This window comes from Pectobacterium atrosepticum (assembly GCA_019056595.1).
GTDB lineage: Bacteria > Pseudomonadota > Gammaproteobacteria > Enterobacterales > Enterobacteriaceae > Pectobacterium > Pectobacterium atrosepticum.
Genome location: CP036163.1, coordinates 4,804,703 through 4,826,288, shown reverse-complemented (window position 1 = coordinate 4,826,288; position 21,586 = coordinate 4,804,703). Strand labels below are relative to the sequence as shown.

General features: G+C 51.7%; 19 protein-coding genes. 3 read left to right on the top strand and 16 right to left on the bottom strand.

Annotated elements, in window-relative coordinates; translation table 11 throughout:
- Position 1 precedes the first annotated feature (1 nt).
- The 7 genes from DCX48_22410 to dinG all read right to left on the bottom strand — a co-directional run bounded on the left by DCX48_22410 (position 2) and on the right by dinG (position 9,458).
- Positions 2-331: a hypothetical protein gene (locus DCX48_22410; GenBank protein QXE17016.1), complete on the bottom strand. Its 330-nt coding sequence runs from the start codon at positions 329-331 to the stop codon at positions 2-4.
- Positions 332-441: 110 nt separating this feature from the next.
- Positions 442-1,788 (bottom strand): peptidase, encoded by a 1,347-nt coding sequence (locus DCX48_22405; protein QXE17015.1) that lies wholly within the window; start codon positions 1,786-1,788, stop codon positions 442-444.
- A gap of 2 nt (positions 1,789-1,790) precedes the next feature.
- Positions 1,791-3,119 carry an HlyD family type I secretion periplasmic adaptor subunit gene (locus DCX48_22400; protein QXE17014.1) on the bottom strand — a complete coding sequence of 443 codons (1,329 nt, stop codon included), beginning with the start codon at positions 3,117-3,119 and terminating at the stop codon, positions 1,791-1,793.
- A gap of 28 nt (positions 3,120-3,147) precedes the next feature.
- Positions 3,148-4,875, bottom strand: coding sequence for a type I secretion system permease/ATPase (locus DCX48_22395; protein QXE17013.1), 1,728 nt, complete (start codon positions 4,873-4,875; stop codon positions 3,148-3,150).
- 17 nt (positions 4,876-4,892) lie between these two features.
- Positions 4,893-5,204 carry a proteinase inhibitor gene (locus DCX48_22390; GenBank protein QXE17353.1) on the bottom strand — a complete coding sequence of 104 codons (312 nt, stop codon included), beginning with the start codon at positions 5,202-5,204 and terminating at the stop codon, positions 4,893-4,895.
- 103 nt (positions 5,205-5,307) lie between these two features.
- Positions 5,308-6,717, bottom strand: a complete 1,410-nt coding sequence (locus tag DCX48_22385) for a matrixin family metalloprotease (GenBank protein ID QXE17012.1) — start codon at positions 6,715-6,717, stop codon at positions 5,308-5,310.
- A 641-nt stretch (positions 6,718-7,358) separates the two neighbouring features.
- A complete protein-coding gene (dinG, locus tag DCX48_22380) occupies positions 7,359-9,458 on the bottom strand; it encodes an ATP-dependent DNA helicase DinG (protein QXE17011.1) in 2,100 nt (699 codons plus the stop codon).
- 165 nt (positions 9,459-9,623) lie between these two features.
- Between dinG and DCX48_22375 the strand changes: the two genes are divergently transcribed.
- Positions 9,624-10,457 carry an AraC family transcriptional regulator gene (locus DCX48_22375; GenBank protein QXE17010.1) on the top strand — a complete coding sequence of 278 codons (834 nt, stop codon included), beginning with the start codon at positions 9,624-9,626 and terminating at the stop codon, positions 10,455-10,457.
- 52 nt (positions 10,458-10,509) lie between these two features.
- A complete protein-coding gene (locus DCX48_22370) occupies positions 10,510-11,157 on the top strand; it encodes a LysE family translocator (GenBank protein QXE17009.1) in 648 nt (215 codons plus the stop codon).
- Positions 11,158-11,440: 283 nt separating this feature from the next.
- On the opposite strand, the gene DCX48_22365 is transcribed toward DCX48_22370, so the two are convergent.
- Positions 11,441-11,980 carry an isopentenyl-diphosphate Delta-isomerase gene (locus DCX48_22365; protein QXE17008.1) on the bottom strand — a complete coding sequence of 180 codons (540 nt, stop codon included), beginning with the start codon at positions 11,978-11,980 and terminating at the stop codon, positions 11,441-11,443.
- A gap of 122 nt (positions 11,981-12,102) precedes the next feature.
- Positions 12,103-14,409 carry a beta-glucosidase BglX gene (bglX, locus tag DCX48_22360; protein QXE17007.1) on the bottom strand — a complete coding sequence of 769 codons (2,307 nt, stop codon included), beginning with the start codon at positions 14,407-14,409 and terminating at the stop codon, positions 12,103-12,105.
- A 391-nt stretch (positions 14,410-14,800) separates the two neighbouring features.
- On the opposite strand from bglX, the gene DCX48_22355 reads away from it, so the two are divergent.
- Positions 14,801-15,487, top strand: a complete 687-nt coding sequence (locus tag DCX48_22355; protein ID QXE17006.1) for a glutathione S-transferase family protein — start codon at positions 14,801-14,803, stop codon at positions 15,485-15,487.
- 75 nt (positions 15,488-15,562) lie between these two features.
- On the opposite strand, the gene DCX48_22350 is transcribed toward DCX48_22355, so the two are convergent.
- From DCX48_22350 to DCX48_22320, 7 genes are all read right to left on the bottom strand, one after another.
- Entirely contained in the window at positions 15,563-16,510 is a 948-nt protein-coding gene (locus DCX48_22350) for a D-alanyl-D-alanine endopeptidase (GenBank protein QXE17005.1), read from the bottom strand.
- A gap of 150 nt (positions 16,511-16,660) precedes the next feature.
- Entirely contained in the window at positions 16,661-17,170 is a 510-nt protein-coding gene (locus tag DCX48_22345; protein QXE17004.1) for a hypothetical protein, read from the bottom strand.
- Between the two features lie 92 nt (positions 17,171-17,262).
- Positions 17,263-17,619, bottom strand: coding sequence for an FMN-binding protein (locus tag DCX48_22340; protein ID QXE17352.1), 357 nt, complete (start codon positions 17,617-17,619; stop codon positions 17,263-17,265).
- 60 nt (positions 17,620-17,679) lie between these two features.
- Positions 17,680-18,222, bottom strand: coding sequence for a class IV adenylate cyclase (gene cyaB, locus DCX48_22335; protein QXE17003.1), 543 nt, complete (start codon positions 18,220-18,222; stop codon positions 17,680-17,682).
- Positions 18,223-18,619: 397 nt separating this feature from the next.
- Complete coding sequence (locus DCX48_22330) at positions 18,620-19,168, bottom strand: hypothetical protein (protein QXE17002.1); 549 nt, start codon at positions 19,166-19,168, stop codon at positions 18,620-18,622.
- Between the two features lie 27 nt (positions 19,169-19,195).
- Positions 19,196-20,131 carry a homocysteine S-methyltransferase gene (locus tag DCX48_22325; GenBank protein ID QXE17001.1) on the bottom strand — a complete coding sequence of 312 codons (936 nt, stop codon included), beginning with the start codon at positions 20,129-20,131 and terminating at the stop codon, positions 19,196-19,198.
- Positions 20,124-21,536: an S-methylmethionine permease gene (locus DCX48_22320; protein ID QXE17000.1), complete on the bottom strand. Its 1,413-nt coding sequence runs from the start codon at positions 21,534-21,536 to the stop codon at positions 20,124-20,126. Before DCX48_22320 ends, DCX48_22325 begins: the two co-directional genes overlap by 8 nt.
- Between the last annotated feature and the right edge of the window lie 50 nt (positions 21,537-21,586).

The window sequence follows — 21,586 nt, the reverse complement described above, 5'->3', positions numbered from 1 at the left end:
ATCACAGCCCCATCGCTACGCCGATGCAAACGGCTGACACAATCAGCGCTCGTCGTAACATCGCTGCGGCAAATACCGTGTGGTGACCGTCCCGAACGGGAAAACGTCCACGTGGTACAGGTTCATCACCTTGTTCAAGGAATAAGCCGGGGCGAGCTTTAGGAAACAGCGAACGATCCAGCCAATAGCCTAATACGGCAGCGAGTGAGATAAGCGAGAGTTTATAGACGGTGACGGGAAGCTGTTGTGGTGAAATCAGCCCGATAACAGTAAAGAGAAAAGCCGATGTCATAATCCAGCCGGTAAGACGTGGTTTTTTGATTTTTTTCACGATAAAGCCTCCTGATAAGAATGGAGGCCATTATGCAAAACGGGAAGATTCGATGATTTTAAAGGAGTTTAAGTATGACGGAGGCGCAATATCCTACAGAATTGAACCATTTAAAATGAGGGCTTGCCAGCAGGCTGAAACCAGGCCGCCAATTCCAAAATATCTTTCTCGTTCAGCGTGCCAGCCGTATAGCGTAGTAATAGCCATGCCTGAAGCCAGCTGTATTTCGCTTCCGCCAGCTCTCGTCGGGCGTTATACCAGTCTTGCTCAGCTAGCAGAATATCCAGATTAATGCGTTCGCCGCCCGCGACGCTCAACCGTGTTGCCTTGACAGCTTCCTGCGCCGACGAGGCCGTCATTTGCCAGGCTTTAATTTTCGCCGATCCGTTGTTGTACAGGTTGTAGTACTTTTTCAATTCAGCCAGCGTTTGCTTAGTTTGATCGTCCAACTCCGCCTGACTTTGCTGGTATTCCGCCGCCGCCTGCCGCATCGATGCCGAGACGGAACCACCGGAATAGAGCGGGACATTCAGTTGCAAACCGACGCTTTGTGTGTCGTATTTCTGATTGTAGTTATATTCACTTTCGGAACGGCTATTACGCGACGATGCCACCAGCGACAGCGTGGGTAAATGCCCGGCGCGACTGCGTTCGATTTCATAGCGGCTGACCGCCAATCCTTCTCGCTGCGTCGCCAGTTTGGCATTGTGTTGCACCGCAAGATCGCGCCACTGCGCCAGCGTCTGCTTGACGGATTCCGTAGACGGAAGTTGCGTGAGCATCAGAGGATGCAGCGCAGCGATATCGAGCACCGTGCCCGTCATATTCTCTAAATCGGTGATCGCAGAATCCAGATTATCCTGCTGCTCAATGCGCTGTGCTTCAATCAGCGTAAACCGCGCTTCCGTTTCCCGCACGTCCGTTAGCGTCCCTTCGCCTGCTAGCAAGAGACGTTTATTCATCGCCAACTGCTCCTGATAGGCCCGCTGCTGCGCATCCAACAATTGTAGTTTTTCCTGCGCCAGCAGCGCACTGCTCCAGGCTTTATACAGCCGCACCATCAGATCCTGACTACGATCGCGAAAACGCTGATCGGCCATCAGCGTGCGGGCAGCCCCCTGCTGATAACGAGCCCAGGCCGCATAGTCCAGCAGCGGCTGGCGCAGCGATAGCGTTGACGTGTAGCTGTTGTAATCGCGTTTTAGCGTGTTATTGCTGACGCTATCTGTTTGGGTGACTTTGGAATGGCTGCTATTGGCGCTATAGCCGTACTGGAGATTAGGGAGCAGATTGGCACGCCCGATCGTCTCCTCTTCCTGACCCGCCGCGCGCTCAAAACCCGCCGCACGAAATTGCGCATCGTTACGCAGCGCCAGTTCCCAGGCATCAAGCAGCCCTAATGCGTTAGCGCCCGAAGAAAGCAGCCCAAACAGCACGATTATCGCGATCCTTTGCATGATTACTCTTCCGTTAATGCCAGATGCAGGCGATCCATTAAAGGCTTAAATAGATAATTGACGAATGACCGCTCTCCGGTACGAATGAATCCTTGTACCGGCATACCGGGTTTAATCTCCAATCCTTCCAGCGCGCGTTTTCCTTCATCATCCACCTGAACACGCAGACTGTAATAAGGCTGACCATCTCTGTCGTCCAATAGACGGTCAGCCGACAACAGCTCGACCGTTCCCGCCACGCGTGGCGTGGTGCTTTGGTTAAACGCGACAAACTGAAGCTCTACGGGTAAACCCGGCCAGACTTTATCGACCAATTCAACAGGAAGGTGTCCATCCACCCGCAAAGGCTGATCGTCCGGCACGATCTCCAGAAGCGTCTGTCCCGGCGCAATCACACCGCCTTCCGTGAACACTTTCAACCCCACCACCGTACCGGAAACGGGCGCACGCATCTGGATATTCGCCAGATTGAAATCGGCCTTTTCCTTCTTGCTGCCCACATCGCTCAATAGCGCCTGCACTTCCGCCAGCTCGCTGTTAACCTCTTTGTCGTATTCTTGCTGGCGCTGGGCCATCAGCAGCGTTTGTTGCTCAATATCACGACGAGTACGATTAATATCCCCTGTCAGTTGTGCGATATCGCCGTTTAGCTGCGCCAGCAGGCGTTCGTTCTCCAGCATTTTGTTGCGTGGTACATAGTTTTCCGCCGCCAGTGAACGCAACCCCTGCAGCTGTTGTTCCAACGTCTCTCGCTGCTTCTGCTTGCTGGACATCACCTGACGTTGGGCGCTGAGTGACGCTTCCATTCCTGCAATACTCGAACGCATTCCTTCCGCCTCAAGCTTGAGAGACTGCTGACGGCTGCGCAGTAAATCGCGCTGTAATGCCGTAATCACGCTCATCTCCGGCCTTTCGGCTAGCGGTTGCAGGCGAGGTGTCATAACCATATCACTCAGGCGCTGCTGCTCAGCAAGCAAACGACCTTCTCGCGCCACCAACTGTAAATACTGACCATCCAGCCCTTCGCTTGCCGAACGTGCATCAACCTCATTCAACGTTAATAGAATCTGCCCAGCCTCAACCTTGTCGCCGTCTTTCACCTGAATTTTATCAACGATACCGCCCTGATTGTGCTGCACAACCTTGCGATTACCGGAAATCACGACGCTGCCATTAACCATGACGCCTTTATCCAACGGCGCAAACAGTGCCCACAGGAGAAAACCGCCGAATCCGGCAAGCACCAGCAACCACCCCAGACGCACGGCACGTTTCTCATCGCGCCGCGCAGTCTGGTTCATATTCTCTTCACTTAATTCAGATGCGGACATGTCTTTCCCTGTTTTCTTTCATTCCCTGTTACTGCTGGACAGCGGCAGAAGGTGTCATTTGTGCTTGGTTCGCAGCACGACGCGGCTGCAATTCGTTCAGAATGTCGCGCGCAGGCCCAAATCGCTGTTGCTTACCCTGATTGAGAACCAGAATTTTATGCGCCAGCGTGGTTAATGCAGGACGATGGGTAATCAGTACCACCGTCGCTCCCCGCTTCTGAAGGTGTGAGATTGCCTGCGCCAACGCGACTTCGCCTTCGTTGTCGAGGCTGGAGTTTGGCTCATCGAGTACCAGCAGGCAGGGAGCGCCATACACCGCGCGCGCCAGTGCGATACGCTGCCGCTGCCCACCCGATAGCCCGTTGCCGTCAGCGCCGAGAGGCGTGTCATACCCCTGTGGTTGGCTAAGAATCATCTCATGGACGCCAGCCAGCTTCGCCGCCGCGACGATTTTTTCCGCGTCATGATCGCCAAAACGGGAAATATTTTCCGCCAGCGTGCCTTTAAAGAGCTGCACATCCTGCGGCAGGTAGCCCATTGCCGGGCCAAACACTGTTTTATCTACCTGACTGAGATCGGCACCATCCAATCGAACCTTGCCACGCGTCGGTGTTTGCGTCGCGACAAGTAAACGTGCCAACGTCGATTTACCTGAACCCGATGCGCCCAAAATTGCCAGCGTTTCCCCCGCCTGAAGCGAGAAATGGATATCCTGCAATCGTGACGCCCCTTGCGGGGTCTGTAATAACACATTCTCGACGCTGAGCTGACCCACTGGCGCGGGCAACGTCATCGTCTCGCTTCTGGGCGGATAAGCCGTCATAATTCGATTCAGCCGATGCCACGCTTGCCGCGCACTACTCAACGGTTTCCAAATACCAATAAGCTGATCGATTGGGCTCAGCACGCGTCCAACAAGAATTGACCCCGCAATCATCATCCCCGGCGTGATCTCGCCCTTAATCGCTAGCATTGCCCCCACACCGAGCATCAGCGATTGTAAAAAGATGCGGGAATGTTTTGACGCCGCCCCGACAACCGCAGCCCGTTCGCTGGCCAGATTTTGCAGGGTAATAAAGCGATAGTGTTGCCCCAGCCAACGGCGACGTAAATTAGATAACATTCCCATCGATTCAATCACCTCGGCATTACGCAGTTGCGTATCTGCAAGATGGGTCGCCTGTAACGCCTCGTGGCTCGCCTTTTCTAAAGTCGATGTGGTGAGATACTGATTCAGCCAGGCCAACAGCACCAGCACCACCGTTCCCCCCAGCGCCAGCAGGCCAAGAACCGGATGGATTAGGAACAGCACTAATAAAAAGAAGGGGAACCAGGGGATATCGAAGAAGGCAAACAGTGAGTTGCCCGTAATAAACTGCCGCAGTTGCGTGAGATCGTTCAGTGCCTGACCCGCTTTTGCCTCACCGGCTTCCAGATTGCGTTCAAACGCAGCGTTGAAGACCTGTTGATTCAGTTGCAGATCGATCCGCGTACCGAGTCGGACGACAACCAGACTCCGCACCCATTCAAGCGCCGCCATGAATATCCCCAACCCGGCAATCAGCAAGGTGAGCATTAGCAATGTCGTGCCATTGCCCGAAGCCAGTACGCGATCGTAAACCTGAAGCATGTAAATAGAAGGCGACAGCATCAGTAGATTAACGATGGCGCTGAAAATCCCAATGCTCCAGAAGCTGCGCCGGAAAGGACGCAGTATACTCAACAACGAACGTTCCTTATTTGATAGTTGACTCACTGCGTTTGCCTCTCCTGTCAGGGCTGCTTATGCAACGTACGTGTACTGCCATCAGGCAATATCAGCGTATAGCCCTCTTTTTCCTTGCTAAAGAACGCTACAGATTGGCCCTGTTCTTTCGTCAGAGTGATACCGTCCGGCGTCGGCCGCCAGCCGGCAGGAACATCGGATAGCAGCGCTTTTAAACACTGCGCATCACCGTCAAGGCGCCAGATGTTGTCCACTAACTGCGTGTTGTGCAGTACAACCTCACAGTGTTGTTCTCCACCACGCAATTGCCATGCACCGCTTAGTTCACTTGCTGAAGGCAACTTCAGACTACTCGCCATACATCCTCCGCTTATTGCACTTAACAGCGCCGCGATGATTAATTTTTTCATAGTGGCCCCAAATCGATAACAGAAAAGGACGGGTTACCCCGTCCTTGCTACATCACACGATAAAATCGGTGGCCGCAGAGGGCTGACCAACAATATGTACAAGAAAGTCTGGTGTGGTCTGGCCTGCAAAATTCAACCACAGATTGGTCGTGTTGCTACCCGCATCCCAGTCAAGCAGTGCTTCATTGCCAAGTCCGGTGAAAGAGTCGACAAACTGCAAGTCTTTATTTTGATTCAGCGCTGACAGATCGATCTTGTCTATACCGCGTTGGAAATCCGTGATGGTGTCATAACCTGTGGTATTGGAAGAATCACTCGCGCTGGCGTAGACAAAAATATCTTTGCCTGCACCGCCTGTCAGCGTATCGGCACCAGCACCACCTTGCAAAATATTATCTGCACTGTTACCGATAATAATATCGTTGCCGGAACCACCAATCGCGTTTTCAATCGTCACACCGTGAGCGATAGACACGTTACCTTTCAGGCCGCCAACATCAGAAAAACGACCTTCATTCAGATCGATAATTTGATTGTCCTTGTAGCCAGAGAAATCAAACGTATCGTTGCCGCCCGCATCCCAAACGGAGAAGATCAATTTTTGGCTATTGCTGTTGGTGGTATAGAAATCACGACCGGTATTGGAATTGAAACCGTATACCGTATCACCGGTACGCGTGTCCATATTCGCGCCGTACAGCAATTGAATCGCCGCGATATCATCAATTAACGGACCAGCAGCATAGTGCCCCTTGAAATCACCGCCGGTATTCTGCTCACTCCAGTAGCTCATCAGACTATATTGGCGCGTATCTTCTGCGTAGGTCACATCGCGGTAAGTCGGATTACCTTCACCCGCATTGTAATCACCTGGGTGATTCAGGCCCAGCGCATGGCCGATTTCATGCGTCAGCGTCTGCTTGCCGTATTCCGTCGCTGGGTTACGCACCGTGTCAGCGTTGTAGTTAAACCAAGCGCTGCCCGCCGCTGAGTGGTTACCCGGCATATAAGCGTAAGCCTGAGTATCGTAGTCCATCCGACCGCTTGAATCACGGGTATAGTTACCAAACGTGATAGTGGCTTTTTGGGTAGGGCTAACCTGAGTAAACGTGAGATTGGCAACATCTGACCACGATTGCAGAGACAGTTTGGCTTGTTGTTCCTGGGCTGCGCTGAATTTCACAAAGCCCTGATCGCCAGAAGGGATAGACTTCACGTTCTGTAAGAACGAATAGGTCAAATCCGCAGATTTACCAAACACATTTGTACCGTTCCACGTCAAACCATCGCGAACTATTTGCCAGCCAGCCTGCTCGCTGGTGAAAGAAGGTTTTCCCTTCAACACCACATCATCACCACGAACATGGTTATAAAACAGCGGTGCTACATCGCTAAATCCTGTACCAGCCGCATCCAATGCGGATGTTGCGGTGTCTTCATCTTGCAAATCTCGTAAAGCCATCTTTTCTTCTCCATAAGTCTGATCAGGATGATCAGAATCCTAAATCCCTTCATGCAATAACCCTACTGAACTACATTGCACGATGCCGTGCATGGCTGCGGTTTAATCGTCTCCTGAGTATTCCCGTCATACTTCAAGCCGCATGTGCGTTGGCTTCTCTTAAGTACTCGGCCCGCCGTGGGCCTTGCTCTAAAGGGCCAATGTTTTGTCCTGAAACTCGAATTATTTAGAGTATAAAGGGTGCTTACCCAAAAATATTTATATCCAAAAAACTCATATAAATAAAAATTATCTCTATAAGGAAATAATTAAGAAAAAATTCCAATTATTTTCGTTATTATCAATTAATAAATAATAAAGTTAGATGACTACTTTTTATTATTGGTATGGACAGTAAAGGGATCTGATGCCAAACGGCATTTGTTTTTGAAAAAGAAGGGGGTTTTATTAATTGTATTAATTCTCATCATGTCACCAATCCCTGGTTGATAAAACCGCACTGCGTAATGACACACTTTGCCACACGTATTAACGGCATCCTTGCTGTTCCGAGACAAATCTAACAAATAAGAATAAAAAAATATAGCGCTAAATAAGAACTAATTACCCCCTTATTAGACGAACAGATATAGAGAAATTTGTTATGGCATATCTCGCTGTTCAATCGGGAAAACCGGCAGCGCCGCCAGCAACTGTGCGCCATAGCCTTTGGTTAACAGTCGCCTGTCGTAAATGACAATTTCACCAAAACAACTATGGCTGCGAATAAGGCGTCCAACCTGTTGGATGAGGTTAAACGAGGCGCTGGGCAAGCTTTGTACGATAAACGGGTGCCGTTTGAGACTTTTTAGCCACTCGCCTTCCGTCAAAATCACCGGACTGTCGATGGGCGGAAACGCTATTTTGTGAATATGCACCTGAGAGAGCAGTTCACCTTTCAGATCCAGCCCTTCCGCAAAGGACTGTAAGCCAATCAGTACGCTGGTCTGGCCTTCTTGTACCCGCTGACGATGTAATTCAACCAGCCTATAGCGTGGTTTATCTCCCTGAACCAGCAACATCAGGCGTAAATCGGTCACCTGTGTCAGAAAGAGCTGCATGGCACGCTGGCTGGCAAACAGCATCAACATACCTTTATGCTTATCCTTCTGTAATTCTGCTCGAAAAAATTGCGCCATCTCGGCAATATGCTGCGCCTCAGACTCCATCAGCGGTTCATGACGCATTTTAGGAATCACCAGACGCCCCTGCTCACGGTGGTTGAACGGTGAATCCAGTGCGATAAACGTATCGCCTTCCTGCTCGCTCAGACCGGAAAGCTCCTGTATGCGCGCAAAACTGTTCAGCGAGCGCAGCGTTGCCGAGGTCACCACAACATGCGACACCTTACCCCACAGTAACCTTTCAAGCTGATCGCAAACGCGAATTCCCGCACAGTGCAGGTGAAGATGCGGCTGGTTATCGCGCATTTCCCGCGTGATCCATTTGGAAACTGGCGCGTTCGAGGATTTTTCCATCGCCGCCAGTCGCCACAGCTTGCTCATAGACTCCAGGTAGCTCTGCTGGCGGCTCATTTTCAGCAATGCGTGATAAACCCGTACCACGTCATGCTTACCCGTTTTCTCGCTGAGATCGTTAAGCATATATTCCACCAACGCCCGCAGCGTGTCGGTCAGTTTGAACAACCGCACACAGAGTTCGCGCATTTCATCTGGCATTTTGCCCATCGCAAAACGGTACTCGGTTTCCTGCCCGTCATGCGGAAGGAACAGCGCACACATTTGCGAGAAAGACAGCACGCACTCGCGGATCTCCTCACAATGGCTGGTTAACCGTTCACTGTTCGCAAGTCGCGGCGGCGATTTAGGCGCGAATTGCGCCATACACTGCCCGATGAGCTGCACCAGCTGTTCCAGTTGCGTCATCATATAGGCGGGATGAATATCGCCAGACATCTCCAGCGTATCGCGGGCAACGTCGGGAATGTGGTGCCCTTCATCGAGCACCAGCAGTAAATTCTTAGGGGGAGGAAGTACCGACTCACTTTCCATCGCCGCCATCACCAATGCATGGTTAGTGACGACAACATCGGCCTGCTCGATCTCACGCCGCGCGAGGAAGAACGGACACTCGCGGTAATAATGGCAGTTGTGCGCAAGGCAGTTTGCTTTGTCCGTACTCAGTTTTTGCCACAGGCTATCGGCTATCGAATCCTGATAATGATCGCGCAGCCCGTCCCAAGCGTGGCCTTGCAGTGCTTTTTCAAGCTTTACACAGACGCGTTCTTCTTCCTTGCTGGCAGACACCCGTTCATCATCCAGAAAGAGCGGTAAATCCCCCTGCGCGTCGGGATCGGTTGCCAGCATCGCCAAATTACGTGGGCAAATATAACGACGGCGACCAAATGCCGCGGTAAATTTCAATTCGGGAATAAATTTCTGCAACAGAGGCAAGTCTTTACTGTAAATCTGATCCTGCAATGCCACATTCGCGGTGCTCACCACCAACGTTTTATCCTCTGCACGCCCCACTGCAATACCCGGAATAAGGTAAGAAAGCGTTTTCCCGACGCCGGTTGGTGCTTCGATGGCCAGATGGCGCGGGTAATCGCCCGCCAGCGTTTTCGCCACTTCGGCAATCATCTGTCGCTGGGAAACGCGGGAAATAAAATCTGGGATTTGCTCTTGCAGGGCCTTATACCATTGACCAATCTGCAATTTTATTGCGGGGGACAGCGTCATGCATACTCTGTATCTGCGTAATCTGGTCGCCATTGTCCCACAGACGTCCGGCGACGTCAGCCGATATCACGTCCGCGATGATTCTGCTCTCGACAATCTTCCGCCCAGCGATTAGGGTAAAACCCTATTTTTGTCGCGAGCGGTAAACGCTATCTTAGGTAAATTATGTCTTCGGTCCACGCCATTAACCAATCGTACTGGTTTTCGACACAATTACCGCATGTTGAAAGCCGCACCACGCGCAACAGCAGCCACGCCTATAAAACACACAGCCATGCGCAATTCTCAATTGGGGCGATCGAACACGGCGAAACACTGTGCCATTACCGCAACGAAACGCATCACTTACAGGCTGGCGATCTGATCTTTATCGATCCCCAACAGCCGCACAGCTGTAATCCACCTCCAGGGAAAATGCGCAGTTATCACATGCTTTATCTGGATACTGCATGGTGCCTCGACCAGATCGCTGTCCACTGTAATTATCAGGCGGATAGCTTGCGTTGCAACCGTGTCGTCTTACGCGATCCCACGCTATTTATTCGTTACCAGCATCTTATTACGCTGCTGCATCGGGGAGAAATCACGTCGGCAGACAGCCTACTCAACGCGATGCTGACACCCGTTTGGCAGCAATATTGCCTGCCTGAGCCAGCATTACCCCATCAGGCGTTACAAACCACGACGCGGCACGTACGCGAGCGTTTGCTGAATAATCTTCAAGAATCGCCCTCGCTGGAAACGCTGGCGGACGAGTTGAACCTACGACGCGAGACTATCGTGCGGCAGTTTCGTCACGATACCGGTATTACACCCATGGCATTTCTTAATAATGCCCGTATTGAGTATGCTAAATCACTCCTGAAGCAGGGCACGCCGCTGGTTGATACCAGTTACCAAAGCGGCTTCTGCGACCAAAGCCATTTCCATAAAACGTTTGTGCAATATACCTCCGCGACACCGGGTCAGTACGCGCGATCAATATTTGACAATAAATAGCCGAACACCTTGTCTAGACTGGCGTCGATTACTTATCGAGGTCAGAAATATCATGTTTATCAATCCCCTTTTTTCCGCCGATTCTCTCTTTCCTGCCCATTTTCCTGCTCTGGCACTGGCGCATTTTGTGGCGCTATTGAGCCCGGGTCCGGATTTCTTTCTGCTGACGGCCTACGCCATTCGCTACCGACTGCGCGGCAGCGCGGGAATCTGTCTAGGCATCGCGTTGGGCAACGGTATTTATATTCTGCTGGCGGCGATCGGCTGGGCTGGTATTCAGCACTCGCCGACGCTTTTTACCGCCATCGAATTGGCCGGTGCCGCTTACCTGATCTGGATTGGCTATCAGTTACTGAAAAGCCGTTCTATCCCGTCGTTTCAGGCCGAACAGCAGTCCGACAGTTGCCCAACGCTGCGTAAACAAATCCTATTGGGGCTCGGTTCGTCGCTGTTGAATCCTAAAAACATGCTGTTCTATATCAGCCTGATGACCAGTATCCTTGGGCCACAGGTAACACCAACACAGCAATTCGTCAGCGGTAGCTGGATGTTTTCTATCGTGCTGGTGTGGGATCTGCTCATCGCGGCACTTATCGCTCGCCCATTGATTCAGCAGCGTTTAACACGCTGGCTTAACCCGATTGAGCGCGGTGCTGGCGTCATTTTGCTCTTTTTCGGTCTGCTGCTTTTATTTCGGTAATGAGGTTTATTTAAAAAGTGAGGCGCGTTTCGGCCTTGTTTCATGGGCGGAAGGCTTTATAATTCGGGGCAATTAACAAAAGGATAACCTGATGACTCTTCAAAAAATCGGCATTATCAGTCTCTTTGCCCTGCTCGCCTTAGGTGGCATGTCTGGCATGATGCTGGTGGGTTACATTATTATCGAGCACGCAGGCTGAGGCTTTCGACCTACCTTTCCCTCCTACTGCACGCTGCATGAACAGTGCCGCACTGAAACGCGGCAATTATCGCAGCGGTTCAGACTAACGCGATTGCTCAGACTTGAACGCCTGCCAGTAGTCTGGAATACGGGCAAAAGTCAGTTGGAACCAAGCCGTAAACTGCTCAGGCGTCATCATCATCCGCTGCGTAATCTCGTCTATCGACTGGTATTCATAGCTCGATACTTCATCAGGATTGATCTGCGGAACGTCATCCGTCACGCCAAAATACACATGCCCCAGTTCATGCTCAATCAACCCATTATCCAGTTGCAGACGATAGGTCAGCGTAAACATCGGCGTCAGCGCACAGCGTAATCCCATTTCTTCATACAAACGACGATGTGCCGCTTGTAACGTCTCTTCACCGGGTGCAGGGTGGCTGCAACAGGTGTTGCTCCATAAACCGCCGCTGTGATATTTCTCTTCTGCCCGCTGCTGTAATAACAACTGCTGGCGAGAGTTGAAAATATAGACGGTAATCGCACGGTGTAACTCTCCTTTTACGTGCGCTTCCTGCTTTTCCATTACGCCTGTTGGCTTGTCATTTTCATCAACCAACACGACTTCAGTCAACGGCATACTTTCCTCCTGCAATACCCTACTCTCCGATAATCACACTTTATTTAGAAACTCACACTGCATCTAGGTAATCACCCTTCGTGGATTCGCCGCCGGGAATATCGGCGGCGAGACGAACATCATTATAGCAGGGTGAAGCTGTCGCTTTTCACGCGTTGAGAATCCAGACCGATCATGACATCGAACTTACCGGGTTCTACTACCTGCTGCATGCGGGCATTGTAGAACTTGAGTGCATCCTGATCGAGCGTGAAGGTGACCGTGCGGGATTCTCCCGGCTGTAGCATCACTTTCTCAAAACCACGTAACTCTTTCAGCGGACGGCTGATGGAAGCCACCACATCATGCAGATACAGCTGAACGACCGTTTCCCCAGCACGGCTACCGGTGTTTTTCACCGTTACGCTGGCGTTGATCGTCCCGTTACGCTTCATTGTCTGGCTGGACAAACGCACGTCTGACACGCTGAAAGTGGTATAGCTCAGGCCGTAACCGAACGGATAGAGCGGCCCGTTGGCTTCATCATAATAGTGAGACGTATATTTGCCTGGGTTTTCCGGCGTGTAAGGACGGCCTGACGGCAGGTTATTGTAATAAATAGGGATCTGCCCGACAGAACGTGGGAAGGACATCGGCAGCTTGCCAGACGGGTTATAGTCACCAAACAGTACATCAGCGATTGCATTGCCGCCTTCCGTACCACTGAACCAGGTTTCCAGTAACGCATCAGCCTGCTGATCTTCACGCACCAGTGCCAGAGGGCGGCCATTCATCAGCACCAGAACCAGCGGTTTACCCGTGGCTTTCAGCGCCGCAATCAGGTCACGCTGGCCTTGCGGCAAGTCGATGTTCGAACGGCTGGATGCCTCATGCGCCATCCCCGCCGCTTCACCGACGACCGCGACCACCACATCCGCTTTCTTCGCGGCTTCCACAGCTTCATCGATCATCACCTGCGGTGGGCGTTTGTCCACCTGCACGGCATCTTCATACTGATTCAGGAAATCGATAATGCCTTTGTGATTACTGACGTTGGCACCTTTGGCATAGAGAATCGTGGCTTTATCGCCGACCGCATTCTTCAGGCCCTGATAAACGGTAATCGTCTGTTTCGTGACGCCCGCTGCAGACCAACTGCCCATGGTATCGCGCTGGCTATCAGCCAATGGCCCCACGACGGCAATCGTGCCCTGCTTTTTCAGCGGCAGCGTTTGCAGACGGTTTTTCAATAGCACCAGACTTTTACGCGCCACATCGCGCGCATCTAAACGGTGTAAGCGGCTTTCCGCATTGGTATCCACCGGATCGGAACTCGCGATGCCCAGATGACGATACGGATCTTCAAACAGCCCCATATCATATTTCACGTTCAAGACCTGACGGCAGGCATCGTCGATCTCCTGCACGCTCACCGCACCACTTTTCACCAGCTCTGGCAGATAGCGTACGAAATACTCGTCGCTCATGCTCATCCCGATACCGGATTTAAGCGCCAGACGTGATGCATCGCGTGGATCGCTGGCAACGCCATGCTTAATCAGCTCTTTAATCGCGCCGTGGTCGGTAATGGTGATGCCTTTGAAATTCCACTGATCGCGCAGAACCTCTTTCAGCAACCAGCTGTTAGCGGTGGCTGGCGTACCGTTGATTGAGTTGAGCGCGACCATCACGCCGCTACTGCCGGCGTCAATCGCCGCTTTGTAAGGCGGCATATAGTCCTGGAACATGCGCTGAGGGCTCATGTCTACCGTGTTATAGTCACGCCCGCCTTCAACAGCGCCGTAGAGTGCGTAGTGTTTTACGCTGGTCATCAGCGAGTGGCGTCCGGTTACGTCGTCGCCCTGAAAGGATTTTACGACCACACCGGCAATTTTACTGGTCAGCCAGGTATCTTCACCGAAGCCTTCAGAAACGCGGCCCCAGCGCGGATCGCGGGTGATATCCACCATCGGCGCCCAGGTCATGTTCAGGCCATCTTCCGTCGCTTCATAAGCCGCCACACGCGCGCTTTTCGCAATCGCGTCCATATCCCAACTGGAGGCTAGCCCCAGTGCAATAGGGAAAATAGTGCGTTGACCGTGCACCACATCATAGGCGAAAAACAGGGGAATTTTCAGGCGGCTGAGCTGCATAACCTGATCCTGCATTGCACGAATATCCTGGCGGGTTACCGTATTAAAAATCGCACCAACCTGGCCATTTCTAATCATTTCCCGGATGACTTCTTTCGGGTTATCCGTCCCGACGCTGATTAATCTGAGCTGGCCGATCTTCTCTTCCAGCGTCATTTTCTTCAGCAGATCCGTGACAAACGCATCACGCTGCTGATGTGAAGGCGATATTGATGCTGGCACAGACGTCAATTCCTGCGCAAACGTCGGATTACAAGCAAGTCCAATTGCTATAGTCAGTGAAGTAAGCCATTTCATTCGTTATAAAGACCCAGTCAATCCAGGCGTCAGAGCAGAACAAGGCGCTGAAGCACAAGACAGGTTGAAGATTCCGGCGGTCACATCCCTTCTCTGACAAGGCGAAAAACACCTTCCCCCTGCCTTAAGCGAATAAGGCTTCCCGATAGTGGTTGCCGCACCGACGCACTCAAATGCACAGCGCGTAATATAGTGCATTTATTGAGATTTCATTTAATAAAAACTGCAAGAATAATGCTAGGCGATACGCATAATTCACATTCCCCGCCTTCCGTTTGCATAATAATCCCAGCAACATTGTGCCAAACCGCGGAGCAGCTACGGTGAGGAAGATGATTTCTACTGTCTTTCGTGCTAATGCTAAGGCTTCGTTACTAAAGGAGCCTCAGACATGTATCAGTTGTACATCGCCAATAAAAATTATTCGTCCTGGTCACTGCGCCCGTGGGTGCTGTTGAAAACACTGTCGATTCCTTTCGAAGAAAAGCAGGTTGTTTTTGCGCCGGGTATGGCACAGCCGGCCTTTAAGGCCTTTTCGCCGACGGCAAAGGTCCCCTGCCTGATCGACGGCGAAACCACCGTATGGGACTCATTGGCGATTACCGAATACCTGGCTGAACAGCATCCCGGCATCTGGCCTGCCGATGCCAACACTCGTGCCTGGGCACGCTGTGCCGCCGCCGAAATGCATTCAGGCTTTACCGCATTACGCAATATCTGCGCCATGAGCTGCGGCGTGCGCGTCAAGCTGAACGAGATGTCTCCGGCTCTCAGCAGCGACATTGCCCGAATTAGTGAGCTGTGGCTGGAAGGATTAACACGATTTGGCGGGCCATTTTTGGCGGGAAAAGCGTTTTCGGCGGTAGACGCGTTTTTTGCCCCGGTCGTCTTCCGTATCAAAACCTATCAGCTTTCCGTCTCGCCGGAAGCCGCCGCTTACTGCGAACGCTTGCTGGCATTGCCCGCGATGCAGCAATGGCTAGGAGAGGCATTAGCAGAAACATGGCGTGAAGCGGCGCACGAGGAAGATGTGACAAATGCAGGTGAAGTGATAGAAGATTTTCGCGCTCGCGCGTAATACCATCGCAGGCGGTGGCCCGTTCGGCCACCGTGAAAACGTCCCCCTCCCAAATCAGTGGGAAAGGGGAACCTGTTATTCGGTTTCGATATTCGCCATGCTCTGCGGTTGATGAGAAGCCAGCGATTTTTGTTTCTTATAGCTCAACGCAGCGGCTGGCACTTCACTGACCTTACCGGTTTCAATCCACTTACGCAGGCGGTTAGCGTCCGCAAAATGCGTGTACTTACCGAAGGCGTCCAATACCACCAGCGCAACAGGTCGCTGATTAATAACCGTACGCATCACCAGACAGTGTCCCGCCTGATTCGTAAAGCCCGTTTTGGTGAGCTGAATACTCCAGTCCGCTTTATAGACCAGATGATTGGTGTTTCTGAACGGCAGGCTATACGCCGGATGGGTGAATGTCGCCGTTTTCTCCTGCGTGGTACTGAGCTGGCTCAGCAGCGGATATTGCTTACTGGCAATCAATAGTTTAGTCAGGTCGCGGGCGGTCGAGACATTATTGATGGACAAGCCGGTCGGCTCCACATAACGCGTGTGTACCATACCTAGCGCACGGGCTTTGGCATTCATCGCGTGGATAAACGCCTGATAGCCGCCCGGGTAGTGATGCGCCAGACTGGCAGCTGCACGATTTTCGGATGACATCAGCGCCAATAGCAGCATGTCACGACGGCTGATCTCACTGTTCAGGCGAACGCGTGAGTACACCCCTTTCATTTCTTTCGTCTGGCTGATATCTACCGAGATGATTTCATCCAGTGGCAGGTTGGCATCCAGCACGACCAGTGCCGTCATCAGCTTCGTCACCGAAGCAATCGGCACGACGACGTCAGGATTACTGGAATAAAGGACATGGTTATCGCGTAAATCTACCACCATGGCGCTACCGGAAGCGATTTCCTGATGCGCATTCCCAGCGGAATACGTCGGCGCTTTCGCCACAGCCTGAGGCAACATCACAGCATGGGTTGACAGTATCAATAGGCCAAAAAGAGAAAGCTTAAAATTTTTAGTCATTCTTCAATAACTTAAACAGTATTCTGTTAAATGAAAGGAATAGGCGCTGGCATTATAATTTACCGCCCTTCCCCGCGCACTCATGCAGCATAAAAAGCTTTGTGACAAATTTTGACAAGCGATTTTAGCAACATACTGTTTTTTCTAGCATTATGTCAAAGACGGTCTTATTTTGCGCATCTGGTTAAGCAAACGCAGGCTAACGCCGCTGAATATTCCGGCGGTAATCCCGCTCGCCGCACCGGACAACAAGCAGAAAACAGGGTCATGCGCCAACGAGGGAAACTGGGCCAGTTGGACGGAAAAATAGAAACGAGAACAAAACGTCAATAGCATCAAGACCAGCGGCCACCACGATCCGGTACGTTGAAAACAGCGCGGTTCTGGCAGGTAGGTTCCTGAGATCGCTCCCCACATCCACCCAATACCCAGCCCAATCATCAACATCAGTAGAAACCCTCCAGCCGCTGCAAGCGGGAGCATCAGCGTGTGAAAAATCGAGCTAATGCCCCACACCATGAAAACTGCTGGCACAATTAACATTCGCGCCAGCGGTTGTCGTCTCGGCTGACTGGCTTTTACGCCAGCATAAATCAGGTAACCCAAAACGGCCCACACCCAATAAGGCGTGTGGCGCAGAATAATCAGCAGGTTTTCCACGGTAGAGAGATTCCTTCATCAATGGTGCATTCATCAACAGTGCCTCATCAACGGTGATAGTCACTTTCCTGTTCAATCACATTCCAGTTCGATCACGGGGTAACTTTTGCCTGTTCCAGCGCCTGTTTCACCGCGTTAATCACGCCCTGACTCGATAACGTTGCCCCCGTTACCGCATCTACCTTGTTAATATCCTGCTTCTCAATAAGCTCAGGCACGATTTGATCCGTCGCACTCAGCATCATCGCTTCAGTATCCCCATGCTTCAGCACCTCAGCGTTAGCGATCTTTCCTTCTTTAATGCTGACGGTTACCTCAACCTCTGCTGCCTTACCCTGCGCTTTACCGATGTAGGTGCCATCTTTATATTGCGCCACATTACTGCCATGAACGGACAGAGAAAAAGCCATCACTAACGTGGCCAGCAGCGCCGGAATAGATTTCTTCATCATTTCCCCATGTGTAAATAAAACAATAAAAGCAACAATTCAATAACCAGAGAAGAACAATCAGTTAAAACCTAATAATTGGTAATAAGACTTAGTTTCAATATTATCCAATGATAATTGAAGCCGTAGCGCACACTCTATACACCGATCTCTGAGTGTTTTCAACTGGGTTTCATCATCGGTCATCACCGATATTTCCACGAAATAACCAAGCGATTCAATATAATCGAGCGTAATATGGAAGGCGTTTAAAAAATAGATGCTGCGGATTTTATGAATGTCAAAAAGGGGCTTATACCCTAACGTTTGTAGCATGCTGTCGGTTTTTTCAAAGGCTTCGACGTTAACCGCTTCGCAGCGATCGGTCCCAGGCCCTTTAACAATCCAGAGTTTTATCCCCGATGGTTCCATGCGACGCACCAGCATTTTGATATTTTGCTGTTGCAATCGTCTCTCTGTGTCATCGTAATAAATATCATGTTCTTTATTTTCAAAGACAAAAGCCTCTGGGTGAAGACTAAAAAGCGTATTTCTGAAAACGGCTATATCTTCGATGCGGAATTTAAGTTCAACTTCATATTTCCCTGTGAAATGTTCAACCATGTTCTTTCCCCTCACTGGATTCCCTGAAATAAAATTGACTCTCCGCCACATCGATCAGCGTTTTATTTCGCTGCCATACGGAAATTCAAAATAATAATGGTTCAGTCATCCGCAAAATAGATCATACAGGTAACATAATATGGCCGAATGGCCGTCCTATAATCCTCCTTGATTAACATCCTACGTCCTGTCACATCCTGGCACCACGATAGCATTAACTCGATAATCATGCCGCGTTATTACCTTACAACGTCAAATATCCCGGGCGCAATTTTCTGACAACGATTACCTGCAAACAAATGCCATCACCGATTTATCACCAAAAAAATGCGGTCAGCGTCGCACTGGACGCTGACCGCCGTTAATAGTAGCTGAGAAGGAAGAAACCGCTAGTTCTTCACGCAGTAACCACAGGTAATAGCAAGATCAGTGCAGAATCGAAGCCGTGATGGTGCATAAACTCACGTAAAATGAGCAACCGGGCGGAGAAAGCATTCTCTAGCGGAATGCCCTCCCAAGCGGCTGGACTCCCCATCATGACGCGTTCCAGACGTTTAAAGGTTCGCTCCATGTCATCCTGCGGCAACCGCCACCCCGCGTCCTCTTCTTCTACTCCCGAAATCTGTGCGATAGCCATCAAGGTAGGATCGAAAGAAAATAGAGCAGAACCTGCTGGGATGTCGTGGCGAATACGCGTCACTTCATCTTCTACCGCCATGATCGCCAGTTCCATCTCGTCCGGCGTCGGAGGAAGATGTTTGAAAAACGTCGCTGCTGTTTTGTCAAAGCCAATGGTCAATTGCAGTGTTGCAGACGGCTGTAATGCCGTCCCGCAGATAACGGTTGTCTGCTGTTCGCCAATACACAGCACCGTCACTGGCACATCGGGTGCAACACGCTGTCTGGCAAGCGAGTACATATGTTGCAGATTTACATCATTTTCCATCACGGCATCCCTATACGAGTACTGACTCTACTGCTGACAACAGCGTGCGATACCGGCGATGTCGGCAGGCGTCGTTCGGCAACAGCCGCCAATCAAACGCGCCCCTGCTGTCTGCCACTCGGGCAGATACGCTGTCAGCGAGCATGCGGTATCGTGAGCGCTGCTCCAGGTTTTGGTTACGGCATCATACTGCTCGCCGGAATTGGGATAAACCACCAAAGGCAAATCCGTTAACGAAGATAGGTGCATTAGCGCCGGTGTTACCTTTTCCAACGCAATGCAGTTGATACCAACGGCAACCACCTGCGAACAGGCATTGACCCGTTCCAGCACAGTGCGCAATGGCGTACCGTCACTGAGGTGTTCGCTGTCACGCAGCGTGAAGGAGAACCAGGCCTGCGCCTGAGGGAATTCGGCCAGCAACGCAATCAGCGCCTCTATTTCCGCAAAAGACGGCAGCGTCTCGCAGGCTAGAAGATCCGCACCCGCCTCATGCAGCGCCGCAATACGCGGCCGATGAAATGCCATCATCTCAGCCTGTGGCAGCTGATAGTCGCCACGGTATTCTGAACCATCCGCCAGATAGGCACCGTACGGCCCCACTGACCCCGCCACGAGAAGCGTCCCAGCCTGCGGATTATCGCGGCGATAATCATCCCGAGCCTGCGCCGCCAACTGTACGCTTTTGGCAATCAGCGCCAGCGACTCCGCTTCGCTATACCCACGAGCCTCAAACCCTTGCGGCGTTGCCTGATAGCTAGCGGTAATCGCACACTGCGCCCCAGCCTTGAAATAGTCGAAGTGCACCTGATAAATCAGCGCCGGATTCTCAACCAGCACCTTCGCCGACCACAGGGGATCCGTTAAATCACAGCCGCGCGCTTCCAGTTCGGTCGCCAACGCACCGTCCAATACAATCGTTGATGCTGTTGCCAGCATTTCGGTAATCCTGTTTTTACGCAATGTCTTCTACTCCCGTTAATCCACGTTTCTTCACCGATTGCGTGAAATAATAAGCACCGTAACACAGTGCGACAAACGGAATGCCACACCACAGTGCAATCCGCTGGCTTGGATCAAACACCAGCCCGACGCAGGCTAACAGGCATAACAGGAAGCCAAGAATCGGCGTTATCGGGAACCAGGGCGCGCGATATTGCAGCTCGGAAAGTGATTTTCCGGAGCGAATATGATGACGGCGGAACATATAGTGCGAAGCGCAAATACTCAACCACACCGCCACCACGGCAAAGCCGGAAATGGCGGATAGCGCTACGTAGACGGTATCGGGCGCGACCACGCTAGAAAACAGCGCCAGCAGCCCGCCCAGCATACTGACGGAAATAGCAAAGAGCGGAATACCACGGCGCGTCAGGCGAGAAAAACGACGCGGCAACGTCCCTTCGTTAGACAGCGACCACAGCATACGTCCCGAAGCATACAGCCCTGAGTTCGCGGCCGACAGAATCGCCGTCAAGATCACGAAGTTAAAAATGTCTGCGGCGTAAGGAATACCAATTTTTTCAAACACCAGCACAAACGGACTTTTGGCGATACCGGCTTCTTCCATCGGGATGATGGCGGCTAGCACCAGCACCGTACCAAGGAAGAAGATCACCAACCGCGCGACGGTCGTGCGAATCGCCATCGGTACAACCTTCTGCGGATTCTCGGTTTCTCCTGCCGCGATGCCGATCAGCTCTGTACCAGAGAAGGCAAAATTCACCGCCACCATCGTCATCAATATCGGCAGGCCGCCGTGTGGGAGCCAGCCAGAAGCGGTAATATTCTGGAAGAACGGCGCGGGAGAACCGTCCTGCATCGGAATAAAACCAAACATCGCGCCCGCACCGAGCACAATAAAGGCAAGAATCGTAACCACTTTAACAATCGAGAACCAGAATTCTCCTTCGGCAAAGAAGCGGGACGAGACGACATTCAGCAGATAGATCAGCGCACAAAACAGCAGGCACCACGTCCAGACTGGCACCTGCGGGAACCAGTACTGCATGCAAAAACCAGCGGCAGTGAGGCTGGAACCGAGCGCGACCGTCCACGTCAGCCAATACAACCACGCCACGGTATAGCCCGTTGCCGGGCTAAGATAACGGGATGCGTACACATGGAACGCCCCAGTTTCCGGCATCGCGACAGACAGCTCACCCAGGCTAAGCATCACCAAGTACACCACCAACGCACCGATCAGATACGCCAACAGCGTCCCGGCCGCACCCGTCGTGGAAATAATGTAGCCCGTATTGAAAAACAGGCCGGTACCGATGACGCCGCCAAGCGAAAGCATCACCAAATGGCGAGCTTTCATGGTGCGCTTAAACTGCCCTTCCGAGCCAGATGCGTGTTGTTCCATGATGACCTTTCGTTATCAATAAACCCGTACTGCTTGATATCGCAGGACGG

Excerpts from the sequence above, each read along its gene's own strand:
- DCX48_22400 (QXE17014.1), bottom strand. The coding sequence starts at position 3,119 with ATGTCCGCATCTGAATTAAGTGAAGAGAATATGAACCAGACTGCGCGG.
- DCX48_22370 (QXE17009.1), top strand. The coding sequence starts at position 10,510 with ATGTTTATCAATCCCCTTTTTTCCGCCGATTCTCTCTTTCCTGCCCAT.
- dinG (QXE17011.1), bottom strand. The coding sequence starts at position 9,458 with ATGACGCTGTCCCCCGCAATAAAATTGCAGATTGGTCAATGGTATAAG.
- DCX48_22320 (QXE17000.1), bottom strand. The coding sequence starts at position 21,536 with ATGGAACAACACGCATCTGGCTCGGAAGGGCAGTTTAAGCGCACCATG.
- DCX48_22340 (QXE17352.1), bottom strand. The coding sequence starts at position 17,619 with ATGAAGAAATCTATTCCGGCGCTGCTGGCCACGTTAGTGATGGCTTTT.
- DCX48_22375 (QXE17010.1), top strand. The coding sequence starts at position 9,624 with ATGTCTTCGGTCCACGCCATTAACCAATCGTACTGGTTTTCGACACAA.
- DCX48_22350 (QXE17005.1), bottom strand. The coding sequence starts at position 16,510 with ATGACTAAAAATTTTAAGCTTTCTCTTTTTGGCCTATTGATACTGTCA.
- bglX (QXE17007.1), bottom strand. The coding sequence starts at position 14,409 with ATGAAATGGCTTACTTCACTGACTATAGCAATTGGACTTGCTTGTAAT.
- cyaB (QXE17003.1), bottom strand. The coding sequence starts at position 18,222 with ATGGTTGAACATTTCACAGGGAAATATGAAGTTGAACTTAAATTCCGC.
- DCX48_22365 (QXE17008.1), bottom strand. The coding sequence starts at position 11,980 with ATGCCGTTGACTGAAGTCGTGTTGGTTGATGAAAATGACAAGCCAACA.
- DCX48_22390 (QXE17353.1), bottom strand. The coding sequence starts at position 5,204 with ATGGCGAGTAGTCTGAAGTTGCCTTCAGCAAGTGAACTAAGCGGTGCA.
- DCX48_22355 (QXE17006.1), top strand. The coding sequence starts at position 14,801 with ATGTATCAGTTGTACATCGCCAATAAAAATTATTCGTCCTGGTCACTG.
- DCX48_22330 (QXE17002.1), bottom strand. The coding sequence starts at position 19,168 with ATGGAAAATGATGTAAATCTGCAACATATGTACTCGCTTGCCAGACAG.
- DCX48_22405 (QXE17015.1), bottom strand. The coding sequence starts at position 1,788 with ATGCAAAGGATCGCGATAATCGTGCTGTTTGGGCTGCTTTCTTCGGGC.
- DCX48_22385 (QXE17012.1), bottom strand. The coding sequence starts at position 6,717 with ATGGCTTTACGAGATTTGCAAGATGAAGACACCGCAACATCCGCATTG.